This window comes from Corticicoccus populi (genome assembly GCF_042686195.1).
GTDB lineage: Bacteria > Bacillota > Bacilli > Staphylococcales > Salinicoccaceae > Corticicoccus > Corticicoccus populi.
Window position 1 is genome coordinate 471,474 of record NZ_JBHUOQ010000001.1, and the last position, 14,995, is coordinate 486,468.

General features: G+C 41.2%; 17 protein-coding genes and 1 other RNA gene. 2 read left to right on the top strand and 16 right to left on the bottom strand.

Features of this window, described 5'->3' with window-relative positions:
* Positions 1–36: 36 nt before the first annotated feature.
* The 13 genes from ACFSX4_RS02475 to ACFSX4_RS02535 all read right to left on the bottom strand — a co-directional run bounded on the left by ACFSX4_RS02475 (position 37) and on the right by ACFSX4_RS02535 (position 10,155).
* A complete protein-coding gene (locus ACFSX4_RS02475; protein ID WP_377771208.1) occupies positions 37–474 on the bottom strand; it encodes a BrxA/BrxB family bacilliredoxin in 438 nt (145 codons plus the stop codon).
* Positions 475–479: 5 nt separating this feature from the next.
* Entirely contained in the window at positions 480–1,274 is a 795-nt protein-coding gene (locus ACFSX4_RS02480; protein ID WP_377771210.1) for a virulence factor, read from the bottom strand.
* Between the two features lie 35 nt (positions 1,275–1,309).
* Entirely contained in the window at positions 1,310–1,588 is a 279-nt protein-coding gene (locus tag ACFSX4_RS02485; RefSeq protein ID WP_377771212.1) for a NifU N-terminal domain-containing protein, read from the bottom strand.
* 10 nt (positions 1,589–1,598) lie between these two features.
* Positions 1,599–1,772: a zinc-finger domain-containing protein gene (locus ACFSX4_RS02490; protein WP_377771214.1), complete on the bottom strand. Its 174-nt coding sequence runs from the start codon at positions 1,770–1,772 to the stop codon at positions 1,599–1,601.
* A 63-nt stretch (positions 1,773–1,835) separates the two neighbouring features.
* Positions 1,836–2,240: a ribonuclease HI family protein gene (locus tag ACFSX4_RS02495; protein WP_377771216.1), complete on the bottom strand. Its 405-nt coding sequence runs from the start codon at positions 2,238–2,240 to the stop codon at positions 1,836–1,838.
* Positions 2,241–2,243: 3 nt separating this feature from the next.
* On the bottom strand, positions 2,244–3,122 hold the full coding sequence (locus ACFSX4_RS02500) for a 5'-3' exonuclease (protein WP_377771218.1): 879 nt from the start codon (positions 3,120–3,122) through the stop codon (positions 2,244–2,246).
* 12 nt (positions 3,123–3,134) lie between these two features.
* Positions 3,135–3,959 carry a sulfurtransferase gene (locus tag ACFSX4_RS02505; protein ID WP_377771220.1) on the bottom strand — a complete coding sequence of 275 codons (825 nt, stop codon included), beginning with the start codon at positions 3,957–3,959 and terminating at the stop codon, positions 3,135–3,137.
* Complete coding sequence (locus ACFSX4_RS02510) at positions 3,946–7,332, bottom strand: dynamin family protein (RefSeq protein ID WP_377771222.1); 3,387 nt, start codon at positions 7,330–7,332, stop codon at positions 3,946–3,948. Before ACFSX4_RS02510 ends, ACFSX4_RS02505 begins: the two co-directional genes overlap by 14 nt.
* A gap of 5 nt (positions 7,333–7,337) precedes the next feature.
* Positions 7,338–8,459, bottom strand: a complete 1,122-nt coding sequence (locus ACFSX4_RS02515; protein WP_377771224.1) for a THUMP domain-containing class I SAM-dependent RNA methyltransferase — start codon at positions 8,457–8,459, stop codon at positions 7,338–7,340.
* 86 nt (positions 8,460–8,545) lie between these two features.
* Positions 8,546–8,930, bottom strand: an RNA gene (gene rnpB / locus ACFSX4_RS02520) — RNase P RNA component class B.
* A gap of 12 nt (positions 8,931–8,942) precedes the next feature.
* Positions 8,943–9,269: a cell division regulator GpsB gene (gpsB, locus tag ACFSX4_RS02525; RefSeq protein WP_377771226.1), complete on the bottom strand. Its 327-nt coding sequence runs from the start codon at positions 9,267–9,269 to the stop codon at positions 8,943–8,945.
* Positions 9,270–9,280: 11 nt separating this feature from the next.
* Positions 9,281–9,823 (bottom strand): SLOG family protein, encoded by a 543-nt coding sequence (locus ACFSX4_RS02530; RefSeq protein ID WP_377771228.1) that lies wholly within the window; start codon positions 9,821–9,823, stop codon positions 9,281–9,283.
* Positions 9,820–10,155 carry a DUF1798 family protein gene (locus tag ACFSX4_RS02535; protein ID WP_377771230.1) on the bottom strand — a complete coding sequence of 112 codons (336 nt, stop codon included), beginning with the start codon at positions 10,153–10,155 and terminating at the stop codon, positions 9,820–9,822. Before ACFSX4_RS02535 ends, ACFSX4_RS02530 begins: the two co-directional genes overlap by 4 nt.
* An 80-nt stretch (positions 10,156–10,235) precedes the next feature.
* On the opposite strand from ACFSX4_RS02535, the gene recU reads away from it, so the two are divergent.
* Together recU and ACFSX4_RS02545 are read left to right on the top strand one after the other, a co-directional pair.
* Positions 10,236–10,856: a Holliday junction resolvase RecU gene (recU, locus tag ACFSX4_RS02540; RefSeq protein ID WP_377773419.1), complete on the top strand. Its 621-nt coding sequence runs from the start codon at positions 10,236–10,238 to the stop codon at positions 10,854–10,856.
* Positions 10,856–13,321 carry a transglycosylase domain-containing protein gene (locus tag ACFSX4_RS02545; RefSeq protein ID WP_377771232.1) on the top strand — a complete coding sequence of 822 codons (2,466 nt, stop codon included), beginning with the start codon at positions 10,856–10,858 and terminating at the stop codon, positions 13,319–13,321. Before recU ends, ACFSX4_RS02545 begins: the two co-directional genes overlap by 1 nt.
* Positions 13,322–13,387: 66 nt before the next feature.
* Here ACFSX4_RS02545 and ACFSX4_RS02550 read toward each other — a convergent pair whose 3' ends face one another.
* The 3 genes from ACFSX4_RS02550 to ACFSX4_RS02560 are packed head-to-tail and all read right to left on the bottom strand — an operon-like array spanning position 13,388 to position 14,942.
* On the bottom strand, positions 13,388–13,669 hold the full coding sequence (locus ACFSX4_RS02550) for a YpoC family protein (RefSeq protein ID WP_377771234.1): 282 nt from the start codon (positions 13,667–13,669) through the stop codon (positions 13,388–13,390).
* Complete coding sequence (gene nth / locus ACFSX4_RS02555; protein ID WP_377771236.1) at positions 13,666–14,325, bottom strand: endonuclease III; 660 nt, start codon at positions 14,323–14,325, stop codon at positions 13,666–13,668. Before nth ends, ACFSX4_RS02550 begins: the two co-directional genes overlap by 4 nt.
* Positions 14,326–14,327: 2 nt before the next feature.
* Positions 14,328–14,942 (bottom strand): DnaD domain-containing protein, encoded by a 615-nt coding sequence (locus ACFSX4_RS02560; protein ID WP_377771238.1) that lies wholly within the window; start codon positions 14,940–14,942, stop codon positions 14,328–14,330.
* Positions 14,943–14,995 lie beyond the last annotated feature (53 nt).

A 14,995-nucleotide genomic window follows, 5' to 3' on the forward strand; every position in this document is an offset into this window, starting at 1 on the left:
CATGAAAATCTGGAAAGGCGTGCCTTTCCAGATTTTTTATGAACAATTTTCATCAAATGATGCTTTGATGTCCATCATAATATCATTGATGTCCCGGCCTTCAATATGTTCACGCGGTATAAAATGTACGAGGTCCTGCCCTTTGAATAAAGCCATTGAAGGGCTTGATGGTGCCTGTTTGATATATTCACGCATACGCTCTGTCGCAGGTTTATCCTGTCCGGCAAACACTGTGCCAAGGTAATCCGGTTTTACCGGGTTCTGAACAGCTACTGTTACTGCAGCGGGACGTGCAAGGCCTGCTGCACAGCCGCAGACACTGTTAATGACAACAAAAGCAGTTTCGTCATCTTTAATATCTTTCATAAAGCTGTCCACCGCATCTTCAGTTTCAAGATCGGAAAATGACTGGGAAGTCAGTTCTTCCCGCATCGGTTTTGCGATTTCTTTCATATATTCTTCATACGGATTCATATAATCTACCTTTCTCTTTCCTGAATCTGTTTCCACACACTGCCGAGTGCATCCTCGCCCTGTTCGATTCTCGCGATGGCAATCTCTTTTTGCAGACGAACATCGTACTGATCATCTTTTTGTGATTCGTAAAGGTAAGGAAGGCTCGTTTCATCGCCTGTTTCATAAACAAACATCGCAGCCCGCCATCTGACAATCGGACTCTTGTCCTTCAGAAGCGGATACATATCAGAAAGTCCTTCTTTCAGACCGAGATCACTGTATGCATCTGCGGCAGTTCTTCTGACCGGCACGGACCGGTCGAGAAGCCCCTGTTTTAAATAAGGCAGGGTGCCTGGTACTTCTATCATAGCAAGCAGGCTGACAGCGGCCCTTCTGACCTGCATTTTCTCATCTGACAGTGCTGTGTTTAAAGTATCATAGTCAGACTCTGTCGGTGTTTCCATGTGGTCAAGCAGGTTTAAGCGCTCTTTCCAGTCGGCTGCACGCTTTAAATCAGCTTCCGTTACTTTAAAGTAGCGTTTCGGTTCCGGTGTTTTCCGGGACTTACTTTCAGTGACCAGCGTTTTTAATCGTTCATCATTATACAGCGCATCGATTTCTTCTGTCACTTCAGTGAAAATGTCCTCGACCCGGCCGAAACGCACTCCGAGCCGCTGCCATTTCCGGGCCATGATAATGTTGTCTTCCGGCAGTGTTGCTTCTGCCACAGCTGTGATAAAACGGTTATCCAGCTGGCGGCGGTGTTCTGTACCGTCATTTAGTTTTAACTGGTACGGAATATTTTTAAAGGTCAGCATTTCTACACTGACTTCACCGTAAGGATCTTTATGTTCTAGTTTTTTTTTACATCACCGGATGCTTGATTGAATGTTTCTTCAATCTGGGGAATCACTACTTCCCAGTCTGCACGGGGACTCTTATCGACAGATACAAAGTCAAGTGCATGAAATACGCTTGTTACATCCTCAAGTTCTAAAATACTGTTAATAAAGCCCGGTGCATCTTCAGTAACCTCTTTATAAGTTGATGATTTCATATCACCTTTTTCTTCATTCAAAGTGATTTTCATAGTGTGCGGGTTTGGTGTCGGGTCTATTCTGACAATTTCCATTCTGTTCCTCCTATTGCAGCTGATTACCGTGGCTGCGTATTTTAAGTCCGACAGAACACTCGCTGATACAAAATTTGTGAGCCTGTGTTCTGCTTTCTTCATCACGTTTTATCTTTTTAATCAGACAATTTTTACAGTAACGTGCTTCAAGTTGGTTGATTTTTTCAAGTGTTTTAAAGTTCATGGTCAACCTCCTTTATTAATTATACAAAAGATAGCACTATAAAAAAAGAAATGACTTTAAAAGTCACTTCTTTTTTCTGCTGTACAGTGCATCTTTCGCAAGTCTGTCTGCATTCTTATTGTTTTTACGGGGCATATGACTGACGAGAAATAAATCAAACTGCGGCATCTCTTTTTTTATCCGGTCAAAGTATGGACGAAATTTCTTGTTCTTGACGTGATTTTTTTCAAAGCTGTCACTGATGATTTTTGAGTCCGTATAAATGATTAAAGAACGGATATTGAGTTCCAGAGCCTTTTCCACACCGAGTATCAATGCTGCCCATTCCGCTTCATGGTTATCGAGTGCACCGAAGTATTCTGAGTATTCTATTGTTCCGTCCTCTGTTTTAAATACTGCGGCACCTGCTGCTTCTTTCGGATCAGTCTTTGCGGCCGCGTCGATATATAAGCTTGCGATAACAGACACCTCTTATAAATTTAATGAATGCAGGTACTTCCGGCTGATTTTTAAGTCATGATTCGTAAGGACCTGATCGATATGTCCGGTATCCACTTGGTACGGACTGTGCTGCAGGTACTCATCCACCGGTACCGGTACATCAGTAATAATCGCTGCAAGCTTTTTTGATATCTGCAGTGATTCGAGATCATTTTCAATTTTATTTCTGACACTCGGTGTCAGTGCGCCGAGCGACTCAAGGAGTACATCCACACTGCCGTGTGCCTGAATCAGTTTAAGAGCGGTTTTTTCACCAATGCCTTTAACCCCGGGGTATCCGTCACTGGTATCCCCCATTAACGCCTTCACATCGATGAACTGCGCAGGTGTAATACCGTATTCGCCGGTAAAAATATCCGTTGTATACTGATGGTATTCGGTATAGCCTTTTTTGGTCAGCCAGATTTTATTACGGTTGTCCAAAAGCTGAAGAAGATCCCGGTCACCGCTCACAATGGTCATGTCTGAATCATGATTCATGGTACTGAGGGTACCGATGATATCATCCGCTTCATACCCGGTAATTCCAAGCTGATAAATACCCATGTCGTGAATGATTTCCTTAACATAGTCAAACTGCGGAATCATTTCATCAGGCGGCGCCTCACGGTTCGCTTTATATTCTTTGAACCATTCATTACGCACGGTTTCTCTGCCCATATCCCATGTCATTACAACATTTGTCGGCTGTATGGTCTCTATCAATTTCAGAGAGTGACGCACGACACCCTGAATACCGTTCGTCGGAATATTTTTTTCGTTATACATAAACTGGTTTCTGAAACTTGTGGCATAGAAATGACGGAACAAGAGTGCCATGCCGTCAATGACAAGTGTTTTTTTAGTCATAATAAAAATCCTCTACAATGTATTCTCTTTTGTTTCCACTGTGTTCGAAGCATCGGTAATCCATTCTGAAAAACTGCCGGCATAGAGTTTTACGTTGACGCCGTTTTCATAAAGCAGTGTGAACAGCGGTGTAGCACTCATGCCTGAACCGCAGTAGACAAAGACTTCATCATACTCTTTGATTTGTCCAAGCATATGATCCAGGGCATGCAGATTAAGGATACCGTCTGTATAGATGTCAGTATTCGGTATATTGACCGCACCCGGGATATGCCCTTTTTTGAAATCAATCGGTTCTGTGATGCCGAGATAGCGTTCCCTCGTTCTGACATCAATCAGCAGTACATTCTCTTTGTTGTCGACTGCAGCAGCTACATCTGACATTGAGCGGAAGATATCCGACTTGAATTCAGCCGTGTGTCCTTCTACTTCTTTCGGGCTGCCGTTAAAACGGGCAAATGATTCTTTCGTGTCTTTAATGTCCTGAAAATCCCCGTTATATAAGTAGGATTTTAAGCCGTACAGGTTAAACAGATAATAGAGACGTGTGTGATAGAAACTGCCTGCATCCGAGACGAGCAGAAGTTCATGTCCGCCTGATGTCAGTGCAAGGTGGAGTGATGTCACCTGTTCTTTGTATGGCAGCGGGTGCCGCCCGTTGTTAATTCCGTTCTCTGTAAACATAAACGGTGATTCCGGAATATGAACGGCAGTTTCAAGCGGCTGTTCTTTAATCAGCTCAAGCGTTTTTTCTTTATTGTCCATCACATTTCTGCAGTCAAGAACAATAAACCTCTTTAAATCGAATGTGTGAAGTGTCTCTTTATTTAAGATCATTTGATTCACCCTCTATTTGTTTTAATGACTTCAACAGTTTGCGGTCTTCCTGATAATCAGTTTCCTTAATTTCCTGAAGTGGCATAGTGAGCTCTGTTAATATTGTCTGAATCTCCGGTGTCAGATGACGGTCTTTTTCTTCTAAATAATGATTAATCAGCTGCTGCATTTCAGTTTCCAGTGATTCCAGATGAATTGAGTCAATCAGAGAGCCGGACAGTTCGAGCAGTGTATTTCTAAAGTCGCGGGTATTTTTTCTTGTCTGATACAGCGTTTTTGAAAAATCTTTGAACCTGGATGCTTCGACAGTGATTTGCGGTTCGCTGCCGTCTGTCTCCGGGACAGAAAGTGTATGAGCGGTACCTGCATCTTTCAGTTCATCATTATACTCAGAAACAAGCTGTACTAAAAGGTCATCTGCCAGACGGTAAACGCTGTTGAACACAATTGAAGTTTCCAGTGTTAAAAAGTCATTAATACGTCTTGAAAAAATCGATTCATGCTTCGTCAAATAATTCTTTTCAGCGGCATCTGCTGCGGTGATTAACCCTTTTAAATAGTCATACAGCTTTAATTCAAAACGTTTTTTGATAAATGACAATACCACATCAATCTCTTGGAAAAGCTTCGGAGAGACGTTTTTTGCATGCAGCGTGCTGAGTGAAGACGTCAGCGCCGTCCGTTTAGACATCAGGCGCGCCTGTTCACTTTCCCTGTCCTCATACTGCCGGATATTACTTTGAATGCGGGACAGGAGCTGGCCGGCTGTTTCAGTGAGTGAATGGTACTGGACCATTTTGACATGATCATCTGCGATCTTAATAATATTTTCTTTCGCTGCATTAAAATCTGCATCATCATTATTCAGGGCATTTTTACTGGATACAGGATAGATGACATGGTTAATCTCCATGCCGGTCAATGCATCCGACATGTAGCGCATCACTTTTTCCCTGTCGCTTTCATCCTTCATTAAATCAACGGCATTAATGATGAAAATAATCGGGAAGTCCTTCCCTTTAATGGAACGGATGTATTTAAGAAATGATTCATCACTCCTTGAGAACACATGATTATAGTAGGACACATAAATCACAAGGTCACTGTCTGCAATAATATTCCGGGTCTCTTTTGTATGACGCTGGTTCACTGAATTGATTCCAGGGGAGTCAATCAGATTATAACGGCGCGTCAGATCATTTTTAATCGATACATCCGCTTTATGAATAAATGTCGCGTCTTCATCAGTTGAAATTTTTTGAATTAATTCATCTGTATCAATTTCTACTGTTTTGCCGAGATTATCTTCGTATTCCTGAAGGTGATTTAAAATGCCGTTTAAAAACGGCTTATATGTCTCAGGTACAGTGCCGGCATTTTTCTTAATCCATTTTGTGTAGTCTTTAATATGACTGTACTCAAGGTTCGATAACGTACTCAAGGTTTCAATCAAATCCGCTTCATTTTTGTAAGTGACGCGGCTTGAATCGTAATCATTGATTTCCGTGATGGTGGCTGTCGTTGGATTCGGGCTTGTAGTCAGCCTGTTCTCCCCCATCAGCGCATTGATAAATGTTGTTTTTCCGGCACTGAAACCGCCGAATACACTAATGTTTGCTCTGCCTTTTGTGAGACGCTGCAGTTTATCATCCAGTACTCTCGAAAAATCATTGTAACGCGGTACATCATCAATAATGTTCTTTATCTTCATGATGAGCGACAAATCAAACTTCTCTTCATACTCGAGCTGGAAATCCCTTTGTCCCTGATCCAGGCTGCCTTCAGATTCATCGAGTTCAAGTGTGACCGCTTCAGTCAGATCAAGCTTCTCGATTTCATCATCCATATGAATATAAAAATGACGGTAATTCATCGTATCAATGGACTCGATTAAGTTAAACAGGTTAAGGGCTGCCTGATATAACTCCCGCTCTTCAATCAGATGCTGCCGGTCTTTTATACTTTCCGTATTGGAGTATGTGAGAATGTCTGTATGGCTGACCGCAGCTTTTGAAACGTCCTTAACGAGAAAGGATTTCAGTTTATCCAGATAATTCATTATAAAACTGCTGGAAATCGACGGAATACCGCTGTCGTCAAGGTTTTCATTGGACCATGTGTACTTAAATGGTCTGCCGGTTAAGCCGATGTTTGAAAAGTAACTGTTCACCGGTGCATTGATTTCAGTGGATATTACACTGTCAAACTGTCTGTTAATATTTTCGCGTGCATCCTTAAGGAGCTGTGCTTCTTTTTTCTTTCTGCCGAATAATCCCCCGGCCTTTACTTCGCCGGCCCTGATTTTTAAATATTCCGTGATGGCAGCTTTTACTTCATGCGGGAAGATATAACTGTCTTTAACAATTTTCTTCACAGAATCGGTGACGTGTGACTTTAACACATCTTTGTCCTGATGCAGGGCGTTCACATTGCTTTTTTCAATCTCGCCGTCGAGGAATTTAATCTGTGATGTGCATTTGTCATGTGTCAGAGGCGTATCTGTATCTAAGCGGGATGAAATATCTTCAAGCTCACTCTGTAAGTATTCAATCTGTTCTCTCTCGATAATCGCTGTAATTCTTTGATAGAAGCTGTTCTGGATACGGTCTTTCTCTGATTCAAGACTGTGAATGAACGATTTGAGGTTTTCTATTTCATTATAAGGTGAACTGTAGATAGAAGTCGTAAAAATATTCTCAAGCTGGATACCCCAGTCACTGATTGTCTCTTTAATCCGGGATAAAAAGGTTTCAAATGACAGTTCACTGTCATCATGCTTATCCACCTGATTAATAATGAGCGACACCGGTATATTTAAGTCGGATATATTTTTCAACATCTTCAGGTTCTGTTCACTCTGTACATGATTATATTCCACAGTAAAGAAAATATAGTCACTGTTCAGAAGGAAGCGGTTTGTTGTTTCCTCATGGGCATCGGTTTTGGAATCCACCCCGGGTGTATCCTGAAAGACTGTCCGGTGATTGAAATCATCATGTACAATATCCATGTTGATTGCCGTAATGTCGATGTCTTTTGTGTTCAGACGCTTCAACTCATCATAATTATCGAGCGGTACATACTGATACTGATTTAAAAAGGCTTGAATGTTTTCATCCGTATTGACCTGTACCTGGACAGTATTACTTGTCGTCGGCACAGGAGATGACGGTAGTATTTCTTTTTTGAGAAGATAATTAATCAGACTTGATTTACCGGCTGAGTAATGGCCGATAAAGCTCATGACCAGCTGATCATTATATGTTTTCATAATCGCATGATCAATCTGGGATACCAGTGTTTCATTATCAGATTTCAGAATCTCTTTTTTCAGTTTATAGATTGTATTCAGTGCTTCTGTGTTAAAGGACAAATCGATTACCTCTTCCCCCAGTATTGATAAAAAGTCGTCTCGATATAACCGTTAAATAATTTTCTGCGCTTCGTCGCTTTTTTGCCGACGATATGTTCGAATTCCTTATTCGATGTCATTAAATACACACTCAGTGAGGCATCATGGGACATGAAGCGGCCGATAGTCCGGTACATCTCCTCTACTTCTTTAGCCTCCCCGATACGTTCTCCGTAAGGCGGATTTGTTACGAGCTTTACATGGTCGTGTTTAATGTTCAAGTCATGGACATCTTCAACTTCAAAATGAATGTTGTCCAGCAGTCCGATTTCAAGTGCATTTTCTTTTGCGGTTTCAATCATTTGAGGGTCGATATCTGATGCATAGATCACAAATTCCTTATCATATAATACATTCTCTTCAAGGGTGTTTCTTCTGTTGTCCCACTGTTCGAGCGGGATGATATCCCATCTTTCACAGTCAAATGAGCGGTTGACGCCGGGTGCCATATTGAGTGCGGTCATCGCCGCTTCAATTGCGATGGTGCCGGAGCCTGTGAATGGATCATAGAGCGGCTCAGTGCCGTTGTAGTTGGCAAGTTTCAGCATACTGGCAGCAAGGGTTTCCTTGATTGGTGCATCACCCTGACGACGGCGGTATCCTCTTTTATGAAGGGCGTCTCCGCTTGTATCAATGGTAAGAAGTGCACGGTCTTTTAAAATATTCACATCAATTTTATAACGGGCACCGTTTTCCTGCAGGCGTCCCTTCATATTGAATGCTTCTTTCAGGTGTTCAACAACTGCCTTTTTAACGATTCTCTGTACGTCAGGCACACTGTAAAGCGTCGATTTGTGGGAACGTCCTGTAACTGGGAACAATGCATCAGCTCCCAGTATGTCACTCCAGGGCAGTGCTTTTGTTTGTTCAAATAAATCATCAAAAGTCGTGACGTTAAAATCACCGACAATAATCCGGATCCGGTCAGCGGTTCTCAGCTCAAGATTTGCGCGGATAACCGCTTCTTCATCACCCTCAAAATACACCCTGCCGTTTTCAATTGTCGTTGTATATCCGAGCGCTTCTATTTCATCCGCAACAACACGTTCAAGACCCATCGGTGTTGCAGCAAGCAGTTTAAATTGCATAATGTTTCCTCCATTGGTTAATATGTATCATTTGTTTTTATAAAATAAAAGCTCTCCAATGATGGAGAGCATCTCTAGTCCGGTATCTCTGTAAGCCATGTTCTGTCCCGACGTGCTGCATACGTGTACTAGTCACACTCGCACATTGGTGATAATCATCTGTCTATATTATATATAATATCTTCCATCCGGTTGAATTCCCATTTGGAAGTGCTCCTACCTAATTTGGATTGCTCACTCGAGGGGTTTACCGCGTTCCACCCTGCCCTTTTCAGAACAGGCTCGTCTCTGTGGCACTTTTAAAGTTACTCTAACCGTTTCTTTAGAAGAGGCAGGTTATTTCACAGCCGTCAGCATAAAGCTGCCTTAACTTATTGTTTCGTTAAGCACGAACACTACGCCCGTCTCAGGTGCGTGTGAGCATGGACTTTCCTCTATACTGCATTTAAAGTATAGCGATTATCCGAGATACCGTTGTATTATTTAATTAACTTTTGACTGACCAAACACCTTTTTTTCTAAGTTAGACAGTCGTTTCAAAATATCAATTTGATGATTTTGTGTCTGGTTGTCCGTGGAACGTGAGTTGGTAGCGACACGGATTCTAAGTTCTTCAACTTCTTTTTTCAGTCTGGCATTTTCTTCTTCAAGTCTTTTTACGTTATTGTTCATATCCGCCATTTTTTGATAATCATTGATTACATCATCTAAAAAGCTGTCCACTTCAATGGGTTTAAAACCACGCAGTGACTTTTCAAATTCTTTTTCAAAGATATCCTTGGCAGATAACTTTAAAGTATTATCACTCACTATATCACCTCTTAACTATCATAACTTAATTCTGCGAAAGTGTTGATTTCATCAAATTCTATTCTTTCAATATTATACGGATGATTACCGCTGAATTCAAGTATTTGCTCGTAAAGAAAACGGACTTTTGAATCAGCTGCATCATCGTAGACAATCAGCCCCTGATCGGTATTTGTGACCAGGAAGCGGTTAATCTGTTTGAACATTGCCGGATTCTCATACGGCTTTTTAAAAATATAGTCGTGGAAATCACAGCCGCTGATAATTTTTTGAAGCATTTCAGCATCCTCTTCTTTATACTTCGAATTAAATTCATAAAACGGCATCAATACTGCGAGACCGACTTCATACCCCTCATTTTTCAATTCCAGAATCATTTCACCGGCATAAAGCTCGATACCGGAATAGCCCTGTATAATAAACCACTCCGTGCCGCTCTCAATATATTCAAGCGCCTTATGTCTGAAGAGTGACTTCAGTACGGTGACTTCTTTCTGTGAAGATTTGAAAATTCCCAGTTCATACGGCCGGTAGCCGGCAATCAATGTTCTCATATTAAAGATTCCTTATAGGCATGGTCAATCCATACTTTAATATATTTCATTTTCTCCCTGTAGAGTTTCAAGCTGAATCTTGATACATGACAGGACATCAACAGCTCCATCAGCTCATCGTATACCTTTTCTCTTGATTCCGGGGTGAAGCGTGCATCTGTCTGAAATGAATTGACGGATGCTGCGAGTGTTTTATTTTTATTTAAAAAGGGTTCAATTTCTGTTTTGAAGTCAAACTGATAACCATTCCGTGCTTTTTCATACCGCGTTTCAATTTCCTGTACCAGTGCTTCAAGTTCATCATGAATATGATTTCTTGACAAAACCGTCACACTCCCTATAATAATGAATGTTTATGATATCTAATCTATCATGATATAATATATAATACTATAAACGTATTGTAGGTGCGATATTTATGAAATACCCAAAAGGTGTGAAGCCGAACAAAAATTATACTGTGACGTCCTCAAAGAAACGTACCGGCGAAGTAAAGTACGGCCAGCGGGGAATGACACTTGAAACAGATCTTGATAAAACCAATGCATATTATATAAAAATGAAATATGCAGTCATTCATAAAAAACCGACACCTGTACAGATTGTTAACGTAGATTATCCTTCCAGGAATAAAGCGAAAATCAGCGAAGCTTACTTTAAAGTGCCGTCAACGAGTGACTACAACGGTGTCTATAGAGGAAAGTATATTGACTTTGAAGCGAAGGAAACCAAAAACAATTCACGCTTCCCTTTTATCAATATACATGACCATCAGGTTCTTCATATGAGACAATGTACAGCACATGATGGTATTGTATTTCTAATCATACGTTTTTCCCAGTTGAAGGAAACATTTATGATGCCGTTTGAGCATTTTGATAAGTACTGGCAGAATTATCTGGACGGCGGAAGAAAATCTATTAAATATGATGACATAAAAAAAGACAGTATTTTACTTAAGGAAGGGATTAATCCCCGAGTGGATTATCTTTCGGCAGTAGATGAATTTTATTTTAAGAATGGAGCGTACTAATGGAAAATTATAAAAGGAGCAAAAAGCCGGCGCCTTCGAAAAAGAAGGAGAATAATGAGAAGAATAACGGTTCCAGAAAGAAACTGATCAAACACATTCTTCTTTATGTCGTAATGATTGGATTAATCGGGCTGGTACTTGGTGCCATTTTATTTGCCTACTATGCTTCACAGGCTCCGGCCTTCAGTGAAGAAAAGTTAAAAGACCCGGTGCCGGCGCGTATTTTTGATCAGAATGATGAATTGATTACAACGATACACCAGGGACAGAAACGTGAATTTGTAAGTATCGAAGATATCCCTGAACAAATGACTGATGCGGTACTTGCTGTTGAGGATAACCGTTTCTACAGTCACGGAGCCATGGATTTTATCGGCCTTGGGAGAGCAGTTTTAAATAATATTACAGATGGGTTCGGTTCAGGGGGTGCCAGTACGATTACCCAGCAGGTGGTTAAACGTGTATTCCTGACCGAAGAACAGACACTTGAAAGAAAAGCCCAGGAAGCATACCTCGCCTACAGACTGGAACAGGAATATTCCAAAGATGAAATTTTGGAAATGTATCTGAACAAAATTTATTACTCAGACGGTATTTACGGCGTAAGAACAGCAAGTATTTATTACTTTGGTAAGGAGCTTGCGGATTTAAATTTAGCTGAAGCGGCTTATCTTGCCGGTCTGCCGCAGCTTCCGAACCGGTATAACTTATATGTTGATCCGGAGCACGGGACAGACCGTGCACATATCGTTCTCCGTCTGATGCTTGAGCATGAACGTATCACACAGGAAGAGTATGATGAAGCGGTCAATACTGATATTACGGCAAACCTTGTCGAGCGTTCAGAGGAAGACCGGGCGTCAAATGATCCTGAAGATCCTGAATATGCAGCGTATATTGATGTGATGAAACGTGAACTCGGCCAGAATGATAATTTCGGAAATATGGATGTCAGTGAAATCTTGTCGAGCGGTGTAGATATTTATACAAACATGGATGCTGATATTCAGACCAACCTTCAAAACTTAACGGATAACCGTGATTATTACTATAATCCGAAGTTCCAGCATGATGATTTTGACATTGCGTCAACGATTCTTGATACAGAGACCGGTGCCCTTGTAGCAATCAGCGGCGGACGTGACTATCAGGAAGTTGTGATGCATAACCAGTCACTGACACAGAAAAATACCGGCTCCTCTATCAAACCGTTTACGGCATACGGACCGGCAATTGAGAACTTCGAATGGCGTACTGATCAGACGATTCAGGATGCATATGAGTATACACCTGAAGGAACCAACAATACGATTTACAATTATGATATGCAGAACCACGGCAATGTTACCATCAGAGAAGCACTCAGCCGGAGTTATAATGTACCGGCAGTCAAAGCTTTTGAAGAAGTGAGTGATGAATTTGGTGCCGATGTGCCGAAAGAATTTGCCGAAGGTGCCGGCTTGAATTACTCCGCAAAAGACGGCGGCGAAGATTACCAGCTGACATTTAACGATGTACTCGGCGGCGGCGATTATTCATTATTCAGCCCGCTGCAGATGGCTGAAGCCTACGCTACACTTGGTAACGGCGGTGAGCATAATACTGCACAGTCCATCAGACAGGTCGTTACAAGTGACGGAGATACGATTGAATTTGAAAATGACTCCGAACAGGTAATGGAAGACTCGACAGCATTTATGCTGACAGATATACTGAAAGATACTTTCAGAACAAACGGCAGTGCAGATTATATTCAGATGGACGGATTGAATATAGCAGGTAAAACAGGTACGACATCATATTCACGGGAAACACGTGAGCAGTATAACCTTCCGGATAATGCAGCGAAAGATGCATGGATTATCGGTTATACACCTGAGTATACGATGAGCGTATGGACCGGATTCACATCGACCCAGGAAAACGGTGAAACATCACTGGTCGGCACAGATGAACACATTACACCACAGTGGTTCTTCCGTGATATTATGCAGACCATCAGTTCATACAACGGCCAGGATTTTGAACAGCCTGACAGTGTCGTTGCTTTAAACAACGGTGAATTTGCGGTTGCAGGCAGTGAAGATATGCAGAATATCAGTAATTCCGGCGGCCGGAGTCAAAACAATCAAAACCAGAACAATCAGAATAACCAGGGGGGAAATGAAAGCAGCAATGACGGCAATCGTAACACCTGGTGGTATAGAACAGATGAAGACGGAAATGTGACAGAGTCTTCTGAAGATAGTGAAGAACAGCCATCCCCTGAGGAAGAGGTGCCGGTGACAGAAGAGGACCCTGAAGCGGCTGAAGAAGAAACACCTGCTGACGGGGAATCAGATAACGGCACATCAACAGAACAGGAAGAACAGAATAATACGACAGAACCTGATAACAGCGAAGGTTCCGATACCAATACGGATGATGGTACTGAAGAAACAACTGAAGAAGACGATGCAGCATAAAAATAACCCTGGATGAAATTAATCATCCAGGGATTTTTTTATGTTTTTCGTTAGATTTTATAGTAATTAACCATTCTTCGCACGGAATGCCGCATAACGTTTAACGAATTCTTCGTGTAGTGCTTTCAGTTGAATGATACTATGATATTGGTTCGGACGGCTTTCAATATATTCAAGCCTGGACTTAAAATTCATCGGATAAATATTTGAGTGAAAATTTTCAGGAATACCTGTAATTTTATTTTCAAAATCATCAATGATACTCTTGTGGAATTGTTGATAGTCAGAAGGATTGATATCTCTTGCAGTTTCGATTAAATGTTCATACTGTGAATCAATATCAATCATGGCAGTACCTTTAATTTTTTCATACGCTTCTGCCCTTCTCTGCAGTCTGCAAGGAGTGGACACTGGGGGCATTTCGGGGCTCTTGCAACACAGTGATACCTCCCGAAAAATATCAATTGATGATGGGTTTTGCTCCATCGTTCCTTTGGAACTTTTTTCATCAATGTCTCTTCTACTTCGATGACAGAGTCTTTGTATCTTGCGATGCCGAGTCTTTTTGATACCCGTTCAACGTGTGTATCAACAGCGATTCTCGGGACATCAAAGGCAACTGATAATACAACATTTGCTGTTTTTCTTCCGACACCGGCAAGGCTCACAAGGTCTTCATAATTATCCGGGATCTGCCCGTCAAAACGGTCGATTAAATCCCTGCACAGTTTTTGAATATTTTTCCCTTTATTTCTATAGAGTCCGATTGAACGTATATCATTCTGCACTTCCTCTAAGGGAACACTGAGAAAATCCTCAGGTGTTTGATATTTTTTGAATAATTCTTTCGTAACCTTATTGACGTGAACATCGGTAGCCTGCGCAGACAACAGGACTGCGATTGTGAGTTCAAATGAATTTTTATGAACCAGCTCACATTCAGCATCAGGATACATTTTATCAATGACATCAAGCATTTCGATCGTTTTTTTCTTAGATACCATCTTTACTCTCCTTTCAGCCAGTTTTTAAACGGCGGCCGTGATGTATGATTGTTATCCGGTTCCGGACTTTTAAGCATATTGTGAAGTACACGTTCTACATATGCGAGTGACGTGACTTGATTTCTATAGGCAATATCCACTGCTTCCTCAATCTTCCGGGCTGAAAATTTCGACTCATTCAGCCAGCTGTTCATCCGTTCAAATTCATTTGGATTCAATGTCCGTCCGTATAAATTTTCTACATAGGAAAACAGTCCCTTAATATCTTCCGGATCCGGTTTTTTTTCTGCCTTGTCGTCTTCTGTGATTGCTATTAATTGAGTGTACAGCGGCTCAAATGATACGACATCCATATATTTATCATTAACTTTGGATGTTTCGAGAGTCATCAGGTCACTTTCAATCAAAGATTGAATAATCCTTGAGATGTCATTTTTAGACAGCGTGGTTCCTTTCTGCAGTACATCCATGTCCGGCAGTGTTGAGGATGTTTTACTGTATTCCATAAGGCGGATCAGGATAATGAGGGATGATTCATTTAAGTTAAGAGCACTGTAGTTTTCAAACAGGATTTTATTCACAGGTATAGAAATGTCTTTAATATATTTTTTTAACATATATACTCCTTTTGAAAGATATAAAAAGTGTGCACTTTAAAATGCACACTTTA